General features: G+C 70.6%; 17 protein-coding genes. 2 read left to right on the top strand and 15 right to left on the bottom strand.

Annotation, left to right across the window (positions count from 1 at the left end; genetic code table 11):
* Window positions 1-244: 244 nt before the first annotated feature.
* The 10 genes from panD to dksA all read right to left on the bottom strand — a co-directional run bounded on the left by panD (window position 245) and on the right by dksA (window position 11,121).
* Window positions 245-625, bottom strand: a complete 381-nt coding sequence (gene panD, locus FIU83_RS16580) for an aspartate 1-decarboxylase (protein WP_108446029.1) — start codon at window positions 623-625, stop codon at window positions 245-247.
* Window positions 626-659: 34 nt separating this feature from the next.
* Window positions 660-1,508, bottom strand: a complete 849-nt coding sequence (gene panC, locus FIU83_RS16575) for a pantoate--beta-alanine ligase (RefSeq protein WP_152485040.1) — start codon at window positions 1,506-1,508, stop codon at window positions 660-662.
* Entirely contained in the window at window positions 1,508-2,299 is a 792-nt protein-coding gene (gene panB / locus FIU83_RS16570) for a 3-methyl-2-oxobutanoate hydroxymethyltransferase (protein WP_152485039.1), read from the bottom strand. Before panB ends, panC begins: the two co-directional genes overlap by 1 nt.
* Before the next feature lie 113 nt (window positions 2,300-2,412).
* Window positions 2,413-2,910, bottom strand: a complete 498-nt coding sequence (folK, locus tag FIU83_RS16565; RefSeq protein ID WP_152485038.1) for a 2-amino-4-hydroxy-6-hydroxymethyldihydropteridine diphosphokinase — start codon at window positions 2,908-2,910, stop codon at window positions 2,413-2,415.
* Window positions 2,907-4,307 carry a polynucleotide adenylyltransferase PcnB gene (gene pcnB, locus FIU83_RS16560; RefSeq protein WP_152485037.1) on the bottom strand — a complete coding sequence of 467 codons (1,401 nt, stop codon included), beginning with the start codon at window positions 4,305-4,307 and terminating at the stop codon, window positions 2,907-2,909. Before pcnB ends, folK begins: the two co-directional genes overlap by 4 nt.
* An 887-nt stretch (window positions 4,308-5,194) precedes the next feature.
* Entirely contained in the window at window positions 5,195-6,583 is a 1,389-nt protein-coding gene (locus FIU83_RS16555) for a sigma-54 dependent transcriptional regulator (protein WP_152485036.1), read from the bottom strand.
* Window positions 6,561-9,521, bottom strand: a complete 2,961-nt coding sequence (locus FIU83_RS16550) for an ATP-binding protein (protein WP_152485035.1) — start codon at window positions 9,519-9,521, stop codon at window positions 6,561-6,563. Before FIU83_RS16550 ends, FIU83_RS16555 begins: the two co-directional genes overlap by 23 nt.
* Window positions 9,511-9,687 (bottom strand): hypothetical protein, encoded by a 177-nt coding sequence (locus FIU83_RS17505; RefSeq protein ID WP_170121140.1) that lies wholly within the window; start codon window positions 9,685-9,687, stop codon window positions 9,511-9,513. The genes FIU83_RS16550 and FIU83_RS17505 overlap by 11 nt, the downstream gene beginning before the upstream one ends.
* A gap of 12 nt (window positions 9,688-9,699) precedes the next feature.
* Window positions 9,700-10,593, bottom strand: a complete 894-nt coding sequence (gene gluQRS, locus FIU83_RS16545) for a tRNA glutamyl-Q(34) synthetase GluQRS (RefSeq protein ID WP_152485034.1) — start codon at window positions 10,591-10,593, stop codon at window positions 9,700-9,702.
* Window positions 10,594-10,683: 90 nt separating this feature from the next.
* Window positions 10,684-11,121 (bottom strand): RNA polymerase-binding protein DksA, encoded by a 438-nt coding sequence (gene dksA / locus FIU83_RS16540; RefSeq protein WP_152485033.1) that lies wholly within the window; start codon window positions 11,119-11,121, stop codon window positions 10,684-10,686.
* A 218-nt stretch (window positions 11,122-11,339) separates the two neighbouring features.
* Here dksA and FIU83_RS16535 point away from each other — a divergent pair, with 218 nt between their 5' ends.
* Complete coding sequence (locus FIU83_RS16535) at window positions 11,340-12,500, top strand: aminotransferase class I/II-fold pyridoxal phosphate-dependent enzyme (protein ID WP_152485032.1); 1,161 nt, start codon at window positions 11,340-11,342, stop codon at window positions 12,498-12,500.
* Window positions 12,500-13,297, top strand: coding sequence for a DNA/RNA nuclease SfsA (gene sfsA / locus FIU83_RS16530; protein WP_152485031.1), 798 nt, complete (start codon window positions 12,500-12,502; stop codon window positions 13,295-13,297). The genes FIU83_RS16535 and sfsA overlap by 1 nt, the downstream gene beginning before the upstream one ends.
* Here the strand turns inward: sfsA and FIU83_RS16525 are convergent.
* The 5 genes from FIU83_RS16525 to FIU83_RS16505 all read right to left on the bottom strand — a co-directional run bounded on the left by FIU83_RS16525 (window position 13,256) and on the right by FIU83_RS16505 (window position 16,498).
* A complete protein-coding gene (locus FIU83_RS16525) occupies window positions 13,256-13,585 on the bottom strand; it encodes a Rieske (2Fe-2S) protein (protein WP_152485030.1) in 330 nt (109 codons plus the stop codon). The two genes, sfsA and FIU83_RS16525, sit on opposite strands and share 42 nt — an antisense overlap.
* A complete protein-coding gene (locus tag FIU83_RS16520) occupies window positions 13,582-14,034 on the bottom strand; it encodes a DUF4426 domain-containing protein (RefSeq protein ID WP_152485029.1) in 453 nt (150 codons plus the stop codon). The genes FIU83_RS16525 and FIU83_RS16520 overlap by 4 nt, the downstream gene beginning before the upstream one ends.
* Window positions 14,035-14,110: 76 nt before the next feature.
* A complete protein-coding gene (gene metW / locus FIU83_RS16515; protein ID WP_152485414.1) occupies window positions 14,111-14,707 on the bottom strand; it encodes a methionine biosynthesis protein MetW in 597 nt (198 codons plus the stop codon).
* Window positions 14,707-15,864, bottom strand: coding sequence for a homoserine O-acetyltransferase (locus tag FIU83_RS16510; protein ID WP_152485028.1), 1,158 nt, complete (start codon window positions 15,862-15,864; stop codon window positions 14,707-14,709). The genes metW and FIU83_RS16510 overlap by 1 nt, the downstream gene beginning before the upstream one ends.
* A 40-nt stretch (window positions 15,865-15,904) precedes the next feature.
* A complete protein-coding gene (locus FIU83_RS16505; protein WP_152485027.1) occupies window positions 15,905-16,498 on the bottom strand; it encodes a YggT family protein in 594 nt (197 codons plus the stop codon).
* Window positions 16,499-16,525: the final 27 nt, after the last annotated feature.

The following is a 16,525-nucleotide window of genomic DNA, read 5'->3' as shown; positions in this document are numbered from 1 at the left end:
CGGAGGGCACCCTGCGGTCGATGGCGTCTCGGACAGGGCCGAGCCCTCAGCATAGGGGAGTATTGTGCGTCGCGGCAATGCTCCCATGGCCGTATGAGCCTCGGGGGGCAGCAGGGCGCGGGGGGTGGGGCAGGCAGCGAGGGGGCAGCGAGGGGGAAGCGAGAGGGCACGGCGATGGCCGGCGAGGCGAGCGCGCAGCGTGTGCGGCGGGAGGGGGGCACCCCGGCGGGGTGCCCGGCAGGCGTCAGGCCAGCTGCACCGGGATGGCGTTGCTGGTGTGGCTGACGACGTTGCCTTCCTGGAGGTAGACCAGGGCCGGCTGGTGGGCGTCGAGCTCCGCCTCGCTGTAGTGGGCGTAGCTGCAGATGATCACGCGCTGCCCCTCGGTGGCGAGGTGGGCGGCCGCGCCGTTCACCGAGATGATCCGCGAGCCCTCCTCGGCGCGGATGGCATAGGTGGTGAAGCGCTGGCCGTTCTCGACGTTGTAGATCTGGATCTGTTCGTTCTCGCGGATGCCGGCCATGTCCAGCAGCTCTCCGTCGATGGCGCAGGAGCCTTCGTAGTTGAGCACGGCATGGGTGACGCGGGCCATGTGCAGCTTGGCCTTGAGCATGATGGTCTGCATGGGAGAGGGGTTCCTCTGGTCGCGTGCCGCACCGTCAGCGCGGCAGGGTCAGGCTCAGGTTATCGATCAGTCGGGTCGGGCCCAGGCGAGCCGCGGCGAGCAGCACGGCCTCGCGGGTCGTCGCCTCGACCGGGCCCAGGTCGGCGGCGCGCAGCTCCAGGTAGTCCGGCGCGAAGCCGGCCACCTCCAGCCGGGCGAGGCCGTCGGCCAGGACGTCGTGGGGGGTGGCGCCCGCCTCCAGCGCCGTGCGCAGCGCGCACAGGGTGGCGTAGAGGGTCGGCGCGACGGCGCGCTGCGCCGCGTCCAGGTAGCCGTTGCGCGAGGATAGCGCCAGGCCGTCCTCGGCGCGCACGATCGGCACGCCGACGATCTCCACCCGCAGGTGCAGATCGGCCACCAGGCGGCGAATGACCGCCAGCTGCTGGTAGTCCTTTTCGCCGAAGCAGGCCACGTCGGGCTGCACCAGCTGGAAGAGCATGGTCACCACGGTGGCCACGCCGTCGAAGTGGCCGGGCCGGTCGCCGCCGCACAGCCCCTCGCTGACCCCGGGCACGCTGACCCGGGTCTGGGCCTCGAGGCCGCGGGGGTAGAGCGTGGTGGTCTCGGGCGCGAACAGCAGATCGCAGCCGGCCGCCTCGAGCTTCGTCTGGTCCTCGGCGAGGGTGCGCGGGTAGGCGTCCAGGTCCTCGCCGGGGCCGAACTGCAGCGGGTTGACGAAGATGGTCGCCACCACCACGTCGCCCCGGCGGCGCGCCTCCGCCACCAGCGCCAGGTGGCCCTCGTGGAGGTTGCCCATGGTCGGCACCAAGGCGATGCGCTGGCCGCGACGCCGGGCGTCATCCAGGGTCTCGCGCAGGGGGGCTATCTCGTGCAGGGTGCGCATCAGAAACAGTGCTCCTCGGCGGGGAAGCGGCGGGCCTTGACGTCCTCGTGGTAGCGGCGGAAGGCGCCCTGGATGTCGTCGGCCTCCGCCATGAAGTTCTTGACGAAGCGCGGCGCGCGGCCGTGGGTGACCCCCAGCACGTCGTGCATCACGAGGATCTGGCCGTCGGTATCGGGGCCGGCGCCGATGCCGATCACCGGCACCTCCAGCGCCTCGCTTACCGCCCGCCCGAGGCTCGCCGGCACGCACTCCAGCAGGATCACCGAGGCGCCGGCCTCGACCAGCGTGCGGGCGTCCTCGAGGATGCGGGTCGCCTGCTCCGCCTCGCGGCCCTGCACCTTGTAGCCGCCCAGCTGGTAGACCGACTGGGGCGTCAGGCCGAGGTGGGCGCAGACCGGCACGCCGCGGCGCGTCAGCTCGCGGATGCCCTCGGCCATCCACGCCTCGCCCTCGACCTTGACCAGCTCGGCGCCGGCCCGCATCAGCTCGCCGGCATCCTGCAGCAGGCGCTCGGTGCTGGTGTTGCTCATGAAGGGCAGGTCGACCATCAGCAGGCTCTTGCCCTTGCCGCGGGCCACGCAGCGGGTGTGATAGCAGACGTCGTCGAGGGTCACCGGCAGGGTGCTGGCGTGCCCCTGCAGGACCATGCCCAGCGAGTCGCCCACCAGCAGCACCTCGATGCCGGCCTCGCCGGCCGCCCGCGCGAAGGAGGCGTCGTAGGCGGTCAGGCAGCTGAAGGGTTCACCGGCGCGCTTGAGAGTCGAGAGCGTGCTCAGGGTGACGGTTTTCATGGCGTGTTCTCATCGTCTGGTCGGGGGAGGCCTCTGGCGGGCCGTCCTCGGTGTAACCCGCGATTGTTACCCGAATCCCGTAGGGGTGTCGATAGGTAACAGTGTGGGGGCGATCATCCGTCGGCCGGTAACACCGGCGCCAGCCCGTCGCGATCGACTTCCGCCGCGAGGCCCGCCAGCGAGCGGCCGTCGAGGGTGAGGCGCGGGGCCAGCTCGGCCAGCGGCACCAGCACGAAGGCGCGCCGGACCATCTCCGGATGCGGCAGGGTGAGGCGCGGCAGCGCCAGCCGGCGGTCGTCGTAGAGCAGCAGGTCCAGGTCCAGGGTACGCGGGCCCCAGCGGCGGCCGCGCACCCGGCCGTGGCGCTGTTCGAGGGCCTGCAGCTGATCGAGCAGGGCGAGCGGCGAGAGCCGCGTCGTCAGCTCGGCCACGGCGTTGACGTAGTCGGGCTGGTCGGCGGGCCCCACCGGACGGCTGGCATAGAGCCTCGAGGCGGCGACGCGACGCGTCAGCGGCAGGCCGTCGAGCTCCTCGAGGGCGCGCGCGACGTGCTCGCGGGGGCCGTCGAGGTTGCTGCCAAGCCCGATCCAGGCGTGATGCGGGAGGTTCATGAGTCGTTGTTGGACGGCTTGCGGCGACGCCGGCGACGCCGGCGCTTGTTGCGAGGCGCGGGGGTGCCGGCCGGATCGGCGTCGACCTTGCCCAGCAGGCGGCGCTGCTCGTGCTCGTCGGCGTCCTGGAAGGCCGTCCACCAGTCGCCGAGGCCCGGCTCGAGTTCGCCCGCCGCCTCGCGCACCAGCAGGAAGTCGTAGGCGGCGCGGAAGCGCGGGTGCTCGCGGGTCTGGAAGACGCGCTTGCCCCGGCGCAGCGGCAGCCGCTGCTGGAGGTCCCAGATGTCGCGCATCGGCAGGCTGAAGCGCTTGGGAATGGTGATGTGCTGGAGCTGGCGCGACACCACCTGCTGGGAGGCCGCCTGCAGCGCCGGGATCGCCGGCATGCCGTCGTCCTCGAGCCGGACCTGGCGCTGCTGGACGGGCGCCCAGAGCAGGGCGGCGAACAGGAAGGCCGGCGTCACCGGGCGATCCTCGCGGATGCGGCGGTCGGTGCTCTCCAGGGCGTGCTCGACCAGGCGCTCGGCCCAGGGCAACGCGTCCATGGCCTCGTCGGCCTCGGGGAACAGCATCGCGAACAGGCCGTACTGGCGCAGCAGCCGGAAGGTGACGACCCCGTGGCCGGCCATGAACAGCTTGAGCACCTCGTCGAACAGCCGGGCCGGCGGAATCTGCAGCAGCAGTGGCGCCGCCTCGTCGATCGGCGCCTCGGTGGCCGGATCGAGGTGGAAGTCGAGCTTGGCGGCGAAGCGCACCGCGCGCAGCATCCGCACCGGATCCTCGCGATAGCGGGTCGCCGGGTCGCCGATCAGTCGCAGGGTGCGGGACTCGATGTCCTTCACGCCGTCGGCGAAGTCGTGGATCGAGAAGTCGGCGATGTTGTAGTAGAGCGCGTTGACCGTGAAGTCCCGGCGCAGGGCATCCTCCTCGAGGTTGCCCCAGACGTTGTCGCGCAGCAGCAGGCCGTCGTCGGACTGCTGGGAGATATGGTCGGCGTGGTCGTCGTTGGGCTTGCCGCGGAAGGTGGTGACCTCGATCACCTCGCGGCCGAAGCGCACGTGCACGATGCGAAAGCGCCGGCCGATGATCCGCGAGTTGCGAAACAGCTCGCGGACCTGCTCCGGCGTGGCGTCGGTGGCGACGTCGAAATCCTTGGGCATGTGGCCGAGCAGCGAGTCGCGGATGCACCCCCCGACCAGGAAGGCCTGGAAGCCGGCATTGTGCAGGCGATAGAGCACCTTGAGGGAGGCGTCACTGAAGTGCTGACGCGAGACCGGGTGTTCCTGGCGGGGGATGATGCGAGGACCGGTGCTGCCGGCCGGCGCATCCTGAGGGCCGAACAGCGACTTGAGGTGCTGGCCCGGGCTCTGCAGAAAGCGGGTAAAACCTTTGATCATGCGGCGATATCGACTCGCGGGACGCGGAAAAGCGTTGAGTGTAGCCGACCACTGACACCTTGCAAAGCGCGGTGAGGCAATGCCCGGGGGATGGGAGGAGCGGCGTGGCCCTCGACAGGGACCAGAGAGAGAAAGGGGAGGCCGGTGGCCTCCCCTTCAATGCAGGATGCTGCATCCGTGCAGCTGATTCTTCTTCGTGATGGCGCATCGCCCTGAATACGCACCACAGTCACCAAGGAGGTTCAGGCAAGCAGTGTTGTTATGGTTGTCGATGTTCCTGACGGCGACCGTCTCGTATTCAAAACAATAGTCCAACCACGACGGCATGAAAGTATGCCTCCTCCCGGATTGTTGGCATTGTTGCCGGGAGTGCACCTCGTTGGCCCTTGTCATTGTTGTTGGCCGTCTCTGGGTGCGTCGCGTCCTGATGGCTCCGGTGCTTCGAGCAGTCTGTTGTTGTTGTTACGCCTCGAAGGCCTCGCGCCGTGCCGCTGCTGTTCTTGTTGTCGGCAGGCGCCGAAGTCATAGGGGCCCGTGTCGCTTGTTGTTGTTGTCGGGTCGGGCCCTGTCACGCCTGGCAGCCTTGTTGTTGTTGTCGGCCCGGTGTGACGTCCGGATTTGTTTTTCTTGGCCTGGTAGTAGCAGGTGGTGTGCCACTACTAAAAAAATCTATATAAAACATGAATTTGAAAACGCGGCGAGGAGGTGGTGTCGTGCCGCGCCGGCGGAGTGTTACCCATCTGGCCCCGTCATGGGGCAATGGCTGTGTGGGAAGGTAACAAATGGTGCAGGGCACGGGTCAGACGGAGGAAAAACGGCGCCCGCGGTGTCGGCCGCGGGCGCTTGCACTATGGTCGTATGGCTAAAGGTCGTATGGCCCGGCGGCGTCATCCCGCGCTGCGTCGCGGGCTCTTCTTGCGCGGGATGCCTAGGCGCTGGCGCCGCTCCCACAGGCACTTGCGGCTGATGCCGAGCTTCTGGGCGAGCTCGGTCTCGCTCATCTGGTCCTGGTGCTCGAGCACGAAGTGCTGGAAGTAGTCCTCCAGGGAGAGGTCGTCCTCCTCGCTCGGCTCCGGCGCCGCCGGAGGCGGCGGGCTCGGGGCCGCGACGGGCGGCTCGACGGGGGGCCGGGGCGCGGTGGCGAGCCCCAGGTCGTCGGGGTGGATCAGGTGGCCCTCGGCGAGGATGACGCCGCGTTCCAGGGCGTTCTCCAGCTCGCGCACGTTGCCGGGCCAGGGGTAGTCGCGGATGGTGCGGCGGGCGGCTCGGGAGAGCCGCAGGCCCTCGCGCTCGTGACGCCGGCAGGCCTTTTCCAGCAGCACGTCGGCGATCTGCAGGATGTCGTCGTCGCGTTCGCGCAGCGAGGGCAGGTCGATCTGCATCACGTTGAGGCGATAGTAGAGATCGAGGCGAAACTCGCCGGTCTTCGACAGGCTCTGCAGGTCGCGGTGGGTGGCGGCGATCAGGCGCACGTCCACGTGGCGGGTCTCCACCGAGCCGATCTTGCGGATCTCGCCCTCCTGCAGCACGCGCAGAAGCCGAGCCTGGGCGTCCAGCGGCAGCTCGCCGATCTCGTCGAGGAACAGGGTGCCGCCGTCGGCGGCCTCGACCAGGCCGGTGCGCGCGGCGCTGGCGCCGGTGAAGGCGCCCTTCTCGTGGCCGAACAGCTCGGACTCGATCAGCGTCTCGGGGATGGCCGCGCAGTTGACGCAGACCAGCGGCGCGGCGGCGCGTCGGCTCTGCTGGTGCAGGGCCCGGGCCACCAGCTCCTTGCCGGTGCCCGACTCGCCCTGCACCAGCACCGTGACATCGGCGGGGGCCGCCTTGCGAATGCGGGTGTAGACCACCTGCATGGCGGGGCAGTTGCCGATCATGGTCTGGCGCTGGCCGTCGGGCTCGGTGACGTCGGGCGGCTCGCCCTGCTGGGTGGCCTGCTGGTGCAGCACCCGGGCCACGGTCTCGAGCAGCTCGTCGTGATCGAAGGGCTTGGCGACGTAGTCCACGGCGCCCTGCTTCAGGGCCTCCACCGCCGAGCGCATGCTCGCGTAGCTGGTCATGATCAGCACCGGCACGGGGGCGGCGCGGGCGATCAGCTCGGTGCCCGGCTCGCCGGGCAGGCGCAGGTCGCTGATCACCAGGTCGAACCCCTGGGGCTCGAGGGCCAGCGCCTCGGCCACCGACCCCGCCTCGCTGACCCGGTGGTCGTGCCGTTCCAGCAGCCGCCTCAGGGCGCTGCGGATGATGGCTTCGTCTTCAACGATCAGGATCCGGCTCATCGGAGGGGTCACCATGCTCTGTGTGGAGGGGCAGCCACAGGTGGATGCGGGTGCCCTGGGCCTGCCCGGGGGGCGGGGAGTCGATGTCGATCTGGCCACCGTGCTCGGCGATGATGCTGTAGACCAGTGGCAGGCCGAGGCCGGTGCCCTCGCCGGGCGGCTTGGTGGTGGTGAAGGGCTCGAACAGGTGGTCGCGCACGTGCTCGGCGATGCCGTGGCCCTGGTCGGTGACGGTGACGTGCAGCCACTCGCCCTGGCGGCCGGCGTCGACGACCACCTCGCCGCCGGGGACGCTGGCGTCCCGGGCGTTGCCGATCAGGTTGACCATCACCTGCAGCAGCCGCTGGGCGTCGCCCTCGATCTCGAGGCCCGCCGGGCAGCGATTACGGTAATGGATATCCTCCCCCGAGCGGGCGAGGTGGATCAAGTGCAGGGCCTCGTCGGTGACCTCGGCCAGCGAGACCGGGGCGAAGGTGCGTCCCGCCACGTGGCGGCCGCCGTGGGCGAAGCCGACCAGCGACTCGACGATCCGCGAGATGCGGTCGGTGAGCTGCTGGATCTGGGTGGCGGTCTCCAGCACCTCCGGGTCGTCGGTGTCATAGCGCAGGTTCTGGGCCAGCGAGGAGATGCCGGTGACCGGATTGCCGATCTCGTGGGCCACCCCGGCGGCCAGCTGGCCGATGGAGGCGAGCCGCGCGGCGTGCACCAGCTCGTCCTCCAGCCATTTCATCTCGCTGTGATCCTCGACCAGCACCACGGTGCCGCCGCGGATGTCCTCGTCGGTGGTGAGCTCGGCCTTGTGCAGGCTCAGGTAGCGCGTCGTGCCGTCGAGGAGCACCGGCTGCTTGTAGAGGTGGTCCTGATGCTCGAGGAACATGCGCCCCAGCAGGTCATCCCAGGGCGGGGGCAGGCTGTCGCGGCGGGAGCCGACCACGCCGTCGCCATCGATGCCGGTGAGCTCGGCGAGGGCGTCGTTCCACATCAGCAGCTCGTCGTCGACGCCGAAGGCACACAGGCCCACCGGCAGGCGGGTGAGGATGCGGCGGTGGTAGCGGCGCAGGCCGTCGAGCTCCCGGGCCAGGCCGGTCAGCCGGGTGCGGTAGGCCTCGAGGCGGCTCTCGACGAAGTGGATGTCATCGGTGGGCTCCAGGCCGCCGCGGCGATAGGGCAGGTGGCGGTCGACGATGTCCTGGGCCACCGAGGGCCCCATCAGCCCCGAGAGGTTGGCCTGGATGCGATCGCGCAGGCGGCGCAGCGCGTAGGGGCGCCCGTCCAGCGGCGACAGGCCCAGGTCGGTCAGCGCCCGGTCGACCTCGCGGCCGGCGACATCGTCGCCGAGGGCGCGGGCCAGGTGGTACTTGAACTCCTCGCCGTTGGCGGCCACCAGCGGCAGGCGCTTGGGCCGGATCACCGCGTCCACCGAGCAGGCCTCCGCCGCGGCGCGCTCGCCGTCGGAGGTGGGGGTGAGCAGCGAGACCAGGATGAAGGTGAGGATGTTGGCCGCCAGCGAGACGATCGTCACCACGTACCAGTCCGGCTGGCCGGCCAGGGACTCGAGGCCGGGCGGCAGCAGCACCTGGGCGGGGAGGTCGGTGAGCAGCGGCACCCAGCTGCCGGCGAGCCACACCAGCACGCCGGCGATCAGCCCGCTGACCATGCCCTTGCGGTTGGCGCCGGGCCAGTAGAGCAGCGCCAGCATGCCCGGCAGGCACTGGGCCATGCCGATGAAGGCGGCCAGGCCCAGGGTCGTGAGGTCGTGGTTCACCCCCACCAGGCGGTAGAAGAGCCAGCCGGCGAAGATCACCGCGCCGATCAGGGCGCGCCGCAGCCAGCGCAGCCAGTGGTAGAGGTCCGGCTGATCCACCGGGGGGTGGGCGACCAGCACCAGGTGGTTGAGGATCATCCCCGAGAGCGCCAGCGAGATGATGATCATGGTGCCGCTGGTGGCGGCGAGGCCGGCGACGAACATCCCCCCCTGCAGCCACAGCGACTCCGAGAGCCCATAGGCCAGGTAGGCGCTGCCGAGCCCCGCGGCATCGGTTCCCAGGCGCTGGGCGGCCCACAGGATCAGCGGCACCGGCAGCGCCATCAGCAGCAGGAACAGCGGCAGCGCCCAGGCGGCCTGCAGCAGGGTGCGCCGCGAGAGCGTCTCGGCGAAGGTGATGTGGAACATGTGCGGCATCAGGAAGGCCGCGGCGAAGAACAGCAGCAGCAGGGTGCGCCACTGGGCCGGGTCGAGGTGCTCCACCCCCGCCTGGGCCAGGCGCCCCGGGCCGTCGAGCCAGGCCTGCAGGTCGCTGGGGCCGTTGAAGACCACGAACAGCGCGAAGCCGCCCAGCGACAGCATGGCGACCAGTTTGATCAGCGACTCCAGGGCGATGGCCGCCAGCAGGGTGTCATGGCGGGCGTGCAGCCGGGTGTGGCGCGCACCGAAGAGGATCGCGAAGAGCGCGATCAGCGCGCAGAACGCGAGCGCCAGCAGCGACGGCGAGGCGCTGTCGGTCAGCAGGTGGATGGTGTCGCCCAGGGTCTGCACCTGGAGGGCGAGCAGCGGCAGCACGGCGAGCAGGCTGACCAGGGTGATCAGGGTGCCGACCCAGCGTGAGCGGAAGCGGAAGGCGAAGAGGTCGGCCAGCGAGGCGAGCTGGTAGGTGCGGGTCATGCGCTGGATCGGCACCAGCAGCACCGGGGCGAGCAGGAAGGCGCCGGCCACCCCCAGGTAGTAGGCCAGGTAGCCGTAGCCGGCGCGGCCGGCCAGCTCCACGCTGCCGTAGATCGCCCAGGCGCTGGCGTAGGTGCCGAGCGCCAGGGTGTAGACCACCGGGTGGCGCGCGATGCGCGTGGGGATCCAGCCGCGCTCCACCGCCAGGGCGCAGAGGAAGAGCAGCAGCAGGTAGCCGCTGCCCAGGGCCAGGACGGCGCCGAGGCTAGCGTTCATCGAGCTTTCTCTTTTGTTCCAGCCACAGGGTCAGGGCGATCAGCACGCCCCAGACCACGAAGGGGCGATACCAGGCGATGTCCGGGCTCGCCCAGCCGCTCATCAGCAGCGGCGAGAGCAGGTACCCGCCGAAGACCAGGAAGAGCATGATGCGGTAGACGTACACGTCGGGCACCTCTCAGGGGGTGGGGGCGTGGCCCTGGCGATGGGGCGTGGCGCGCAGCCGGTCGATCTCCCAGTGGGCGATGCCCCAGGCGAGCTGCTCGTCCACCGGCGCCGTGGCAAGCGCGTCCGGCGGCGCCTGGTCGAGCGCCGTCAGGGCCGCGTGGAGCAGCGGGCGCACCGCGTCATCGGTCTCCGGCAGGGCCGGCGCCAGGTTCTGCTTGGAGAGCTTCTGGCCGTCGTCGCCGAGGATCAGCGGCAGGTGCAGGTAGCGCGGCTCGGGATAGCCCAGCGCCTGCTGGAGCTGGCGCTGCCAGGGGGTGTTGTCGAGCAGGTCGACCCCGCGCACCACGTCGCTGATGCCCTGGTCGGCATCGTCCACCACCACCGCGAGCTGGTAGGCCCAGAGGCCGTCCTTGCGCTTGAGCACCACGTCGCCCAGCTCGGCCGGGTCGAAGCGCTGCTCGCCGAACAGCCGATCCGGCCAGGCCACCGGGCGTGCGCCCAGGTCGCTGCGCAGCCGCCAGGCCACCGGCTTGGCGGGGTCGCTCACGCCCCGGCGACACCAGCCGGGGTAGACGGGATGGTCGCGCCACTGCTTGCGCGAGCAGCTGCAGGGATAGGCGAGGCCGGCGGCCTCGAGGCGCGCGAGCGCGGCGGCGTAGGCGTCGTCGCGGTCGTGCTGCCAGCGCACCGGGCCGTCCCAGTGCAGGCCGAAGGCTTCGAGCTGGCGCAGGATGGTGTCGGCGGCACCGGCCGGGCAGCGCGGCGGGTCGATGTCCTCGATGCGCAGCCACCACTCGCCGCCCGCGCGGCGGGCGTCGAGGAAGCTCGCCAGCGCCGCCACCAGGGAGCCGAAGTGCAGCGGGCCCGAGGGGGTCGGGGCGAAGCGGCCGCGGTAGCGGATCATGGGCGCCTCCCGTGGCAGGGGTCAGACACGCGAACGGGCACCCTGGGGTGCCCGTCGCGGATGGCCGGTGCGCGCATCGGCATCGCCGACTCAGCCGCCCAGCTGCTTTTCCTTGAGCTCGGCCAGGGTCTTGCAGTCCACGCACAGGGTGGCGGTGGGACGCGCCTCGAGGCGGCGGATGCCGATCTCGACGCCGCAGGCCTCGCAGAAGCCGTAATCGTCCTCGTCGATCTTGTCGAGGGTCTCGTTGATCTTCTTGAGCAGCTTGCGCTCGCGGTCGCGGGTGCGCAGCTCCAGGTTGAAGCCCTCTTCCTGGGTGGCCCGGTCGGCCGGGTCGGCGTAGTTGTTCGCCTCTTCCTGCAGATGGCGAACGGTGCGGTCGACCTCTTCCATGAGCTCCCGTTTCCAGCCCAGCAGGATCTGGCGGAAATGCTCCAGCTGCTTGTCGTTCATGTACTCTTCACCCGCCGCCGGCTCGTAGGGGGTGAATTTCTTGGGAGCATCCATCTTCTTTTCTGCTACTGGCATGGGTCCGCCTCGTGTCTTGAGTGACTGCTGATCAATACCTGCTGCGGGCAGGCTATTTCACGCCAAAGGGATGCTTGTTTATCGGAAAAAAGCGTGCGGTGCAACCTCCGTTCGCGTCGGGACTGCGACGTCGCGCCAAAAGTCGTAACATGCCCGATTTGACCATCGGCCGCCGGAAAGATGCCCCTCGAATCCCGGCGCGACCCAAGGAGCCCCGGATGACCTGGAATGCCCGGGTGGCGCGTGTCGCCCCCTTCCGCGTGATGAGTCTGCTGGAGATCGCCCAGGCCCGGGAGGCCGCCGGCCACGACGTCATCCACCTGGAGGTCGGCGAGCCCGACTTCGCCACCCCCGAGCCGGTGGTGGCGGCCGGCCGGGCCGCGCTGGACGCCGGCCAGACGCGCTACACCCCGGCAGCCGGCCTGCCGGCGCTGCGCGAGGCGATCGCCGGGCACTACGCCGAGCACTTCGGCGCCGCGGTCGATCCGGCGCGCATCCTGATCACGCCCGGCGCCTCCGGGGCGCTGCTGCTGGCCAGCCAGCTGCTGGCGGGGCCCGGCGATCGGGTGCTGATGGCCGACCCCAACTATCCCTGCAACCGTCACTTCATGGCCCTGGCCGGCGCCGAGGTGGACGCCGTGCCGGTGGGGCCCGAGAGCGGCTGGCAGCTGGATGCCGGCCTGGTCGCGGCGCACTGGCGCGACGACACCCGGCTCGCCATGCTGGCCACCCCTTCCAACCCCACCGGGCACATGCTCGACGCCGGGCGGCTGGCGGCGGTGGCCGACACCGTCAGGGCGCACGGCGGCGCGCTGCTGGTCGACGAGATCTACCAGGGGCTCTGCTATGACCTGCCGCCGCTCTCGGCGGCCGCGAGCGTGCCGGACGCCTTCGTGGTCAACAGCTTCTCGAAGTACTTCGGCATGACCGGCTGGCGCCTGGGCTGGCTGGTGGCGCCCGAGGCGGCGGTGGAGCCGCTCACCCGGCTGGCCCAGAACGTCTTCCTGGCCGCCTCCACCCCGGCCCAGCATGCCGCCCTGGCCGCCTTCTCCCCCGAGTGCCGCGCGATCCTCGAGGCGCGGCGCCGCGAGCTCGGCCGGCGTCGTGACGCCCTGCTGGCCGCGCTCGCGCCGCTGGGGCTGGCGCCCTCGCTGCCGCCCCAGGGGGCCTTCTACCTGTGGCTCGATATCTCGCGGTTCAGCCACGACAGCGAGGCCTTCTGCCGGGCGCTGCTTGAGGAGGAGAACGTCGCCATCACCCCGGGCACCGACTTCGCCCTGGCGGGCGGCGAGCACCACGTGCGCATCGCCTTCACCACCGGCGAGGCGCGCCTCGAGGAGGCGGTGGCCCGCCTCGAGCGCTTCCTGGCGCGTCGCTGATGGAGTACCCGACCCTGGTGCCCGGCACCCTGCTGCGCCGCTACAAGCGCTTCCTGGCCGACGTGCGCCTCGACGACGGCCGCGAGGTGATCGCCCACTGCCCCAATACCGGCTCGATGCGCGCGGTCAACGTGCCGGGATGCCGGGTGTGGCTCGCCGCCAGCGACAACCCGGCGCGCAAGCTGGCCTGGACCTGGGAGTTGATCGAGCTGCCCCGCCCCGAGGGGGGCGCGGCGACGGCCTCGGTGCACACCGGGCGCGCCAACCGCATCGTCGAGGAGGCGCTGCGTGCGGGCCGCGTGGCGGAGCTTTCGGGCTATGCGACGATTCGCCGCGAGGTGCGCCTGGCGGGCCCGGGCGAGGCAGGCGGCGAGGGCAAGGGGCGCGAGCGCACCCGGCTGGACTTCTGCCTCGAGGGCCCGCACCGCGCCAAGGCCTTCGTCGAGGTCAAGCAGGTGACGCTCAGGGAGGCCGACGGGCACGGCTACTTCCCCGACGCGGTCAGCGCCCGGGGCCGGCGCCACCTCGAGGCGCTGGCGGCGCTGGCCGAATGGGGGGAGCGTGCCGTGCTGCTCTTCTGCGTGGCCCACGAGGGCATCGAGGACGTGTCGCCGGCCGCGCACCTGGACCCGGCCTATGCCGCGACCCTGCGCGAGGCGGCCGCACGCGGCGTCGAGGTGCTGGCGCGGCGCTGCGAGTTCCTCCGCGAGGGGGGCGTGCCGGTGGCGGTGCGCCTGGGCGACGCCCTGCCGGTCTCACTCGGCCGCGAGGTAGATCCGTCCGGCCTCGTCGACTGAGACCGGGACCTCGCGCAGCCGCGCGCCCTGGCAGGGGCCGAACACGCACTCGCCGTCCTCGGGCAGGAAGAGCGCGCCGTGCATGGCGCACTGGATCAGCTCGCCGCCCGCCTCCAGGAAGCGATCCGGCTCGGCCTCGAGGGGCACGCCCAGGTGGGGGCAGCGATTCTCGAAGGCGCTGACCCGGCCGTGCACCCGCACTAGCAGGGCGTCGCGGCCATCGGGCAGGCGCACCCCGCGGGCGGCGGTGGCCTCGAGGTCGTCGAGGTGGGCGATGGCGGCACTCATCGGTCGATGTAGAAGCGCTGGATGAAGCTCACCTTGGCGGGCTCGGCATTGCGGTCGTAGCGCACGCGCAGGTCGAAGCGCATCGGCTCGTCCTCGCGGATGCGAAACACCGCGACCTGGGAGGGGGTGTCGTTGATGCGCAGGCTGCGGAAGGCCAGCGGGCTCTCGTCGCTGCCGTCGAGGGCGGCGCTGCGGCCGTCGACCGAGGCGATCACGGGACGGGTCGAGCCGTCCTCGAGGCTCTCCATGACGCTGACGTTGAGCAGCGCCATGGCCTGGCTGCGCTGGATGCCGTGCTCTCGGGCCACCGCCGCCGGCAGGAAGCTGGTGTTCACCGCACTGTAGTGGATCTGGTAGTCCCCCACCTGTTCGAACTGCTGGGCCTGGGCGGGCAGGCCCGCCAGTAGGCCAAGGCCCAGCACCAGGGCCGTCAAGCTGTGTCGCAACATCGTCGATTCTCCCTCTGGGCTCTCTCTGGGCTCTCTCTGGGCTCTCGGCGCCTTGCGGGGTCCGGGCGGCGCGCGCTCACGGCCGGCGCGTGACCCGGAAGATGGCGGTCTCGCCGAACAGGTTGGGCCACCAGCGCGAGGTCCAGTGGCCCTCGTGGTCGCCGATGCCCACCGCCCGGTCGACAATGCTCAGACCCTTGTCGCGGCACAGGCGTTCAAAGTCGTTGAAGGTCGAGAGGTGGATGTTGGGCGTGTCGTACCAGGCGTGGGGCAACGAGCGGGAGACCGGCATGTAGCCCTTGAAGCCGAGGTAGGCGCGGTGGCGCCAGTAGGCGAAGTTGGGGAAGGTGATGATGCACTCCCCGGCCACGCGCAGCATCTCGTCGAGCATCAGGTCGGGGCGGCGCAGCGCCTGCAGCGCCTGGGTCATCACCACCAGGTCGCAGGCGTTGTCGTCGAAGTTGGCGAGCCCCTCGTCGAGGTTCTGTTCGATGACGTTGACGCCCTTGGCCAGGCAGGTGGCGAGGTTGTCGGGGTCGATCTCCAGGCCGTAGCCGGTCACCTGCTTGTCGCGGGCCAGCGCCGCCAGCAGGGTGCCGTCGCCGCAGCCGAGGTCGAGCACCCGGGCGCCCTCGGGGATCCAGGCGTGAATCAGCTTGAGGTCGGCGCGCATCATGAGTGGCCCTCCAGGCCCAGCTCCCGGGCCGCGCGCTCCATGAAGGCGGCGAACACCGCCTGGTAGCGGGGCTCGGGCATCAGGAAGGCGTCGTGGCCGTGGGGCGAGTCGATGTTGACGTAGCTGACCGACTTGTCGGCGCGGATCAGGGCGTTGACTAGCTCCTTGGAGCGCGACGGCGGGAAGCGCCAGTCGGTGGTGAAGCTGGCCACCAGGAAGGGGCAGGCCGCCGGGGCCAGCGCCCGGCAGAGCTCGCCGTCGTGGTCCCCCGCCGGGTCGAAGTAGTCCAGCGCCTTGGTCATCAGCAGGTAGGTGTTGGCGTCGAAGGCGGTGGAGAAGGTGTCGCCCTGATAGCGCAGGTAGGACTCCACCTGGAACTCCACGTCGAAGCCGAAGTTGAGGTCGGTGCTGCGCAGGTCGCGGCCGAACTTGCTGCCCATCGCATCTTCGGAGAGGTAGGTGATGTGGCCCACCATGCGGGCGAGCTTGAGGCCGCGGCGCGGGACCGTGTCGTGATCCGCGTACCAGCCGTCATGGAAGTCGGGATCGGAGCGGATCGCCTGGCGCGCCACCTCGTTGAAGGCGATGTTCTGGGCCGAGAGCTTGGGCGTCGCCGCGATGACCACGGCGTTGGCGATGCGCTCGGGATAGGAGAGCGTCCACTGCAGCGCCTGCATGCCGCCGAGGCTGCCGCCGATGACCGCGGCGAAGCGCTCGATGCCCAGCCGGTCGGCCAGCCGCGCCTGGCTGTGCACCCAGTCGACCACCGTCATGATCGGGAAGTCCGGGCCCCACTGGCGGCCCGTCTCCGGGTTCTCGCTGGTGGGGCCGGTGCTGCCGTGGCAGCCGCCGAGGTTGTTGACCGAGATCACGAAGAAGCGGTCGGTGTCGATCGACTTGCCGGGGCCGATATGGGCGTCCCACCAGCCCGGCTTGCGCTCCTCGGTCGAGTGGAAGCCGGCGGCGTGGTGGTGCCCGGAGAGGGCATGGCAGATCAGGATGGCGTTGGAGCGCTCGGCGTTGAGCGTGCCGTAGGTCTCGTAGACCAGGTCATAGGCCGGCAGCGTCCTGCCGCAGGCCAGGGCCAGGGGATCGGCGAAGTGCGCCGTCTCGGGCGTCACCAGGCCGACCGAATCGCGGGGAAACTCGGGCATCGGTGTGTGGTGTCCAGTCGTTCGTTGTCATGAGCCAGCGTCAGAGGCCGACCAGGGCCCCGACGACACCCGCGGCGCGGGTCAGCGAGCCCACCACGATACCATCGATCAGGCTGATGGCGATGAACACCACGATGGGCGACAGGTCGATCATGCCCAGCGGCGGGATCACCCGGCGCACCGGCGCCATGATCGGCTCCACCAGCTGCATCACCAGCAGTGCCCCGGGGTGGCTGGCCTGGGGCGCCACCCAGCTGAGGATGATCATCACGATCAGGGCGAAGAAGTAGATCTTGAGGATGGCGTTGGCCACTGCGGCCACCGCCCCGATCGCGACGCTGGCGATCGGCGCCATGCCGAAGCCGGCGAGCTGCAGGATCACGATGATGGCGACCGCCTTGATGACGAAGGCCGTGGCCAGGGTCGCCAGGTCGAAGCGGCCCATCACCGGCCCCAGGACGCTCTGGAAGGGGCGCACCGCCGGCTGGGTGACCCGCACCACCGACTGGCTGATGGGGTTGTAGTAGTCCGCGCGGGATGCCTGCAGCAGGAAGCGCAGCATCAGCAGGAAGATGTAGATATTGATCAGGGTGTTGACCAGCAGCAGGCCGGCGCTTCCCAGTTGACTGCCCATCGGGGCTCCTCCATGTCCGTGAAACGT

Origin of the sequence: Halomonas sp. THAF5a (genome assembly GCF_009363755.1) — a bacterium.
In the GTDB taxonomy this organism is placed as follows: domain Bacteria; phylum Pseudomonadota; class Gammaproteobacteria; order Pseudomonadales; family Halomonadaceae; genus Halomonas.
This window is presented reverse-complemented; position numbering and strand designations above follow the sequence as displayed.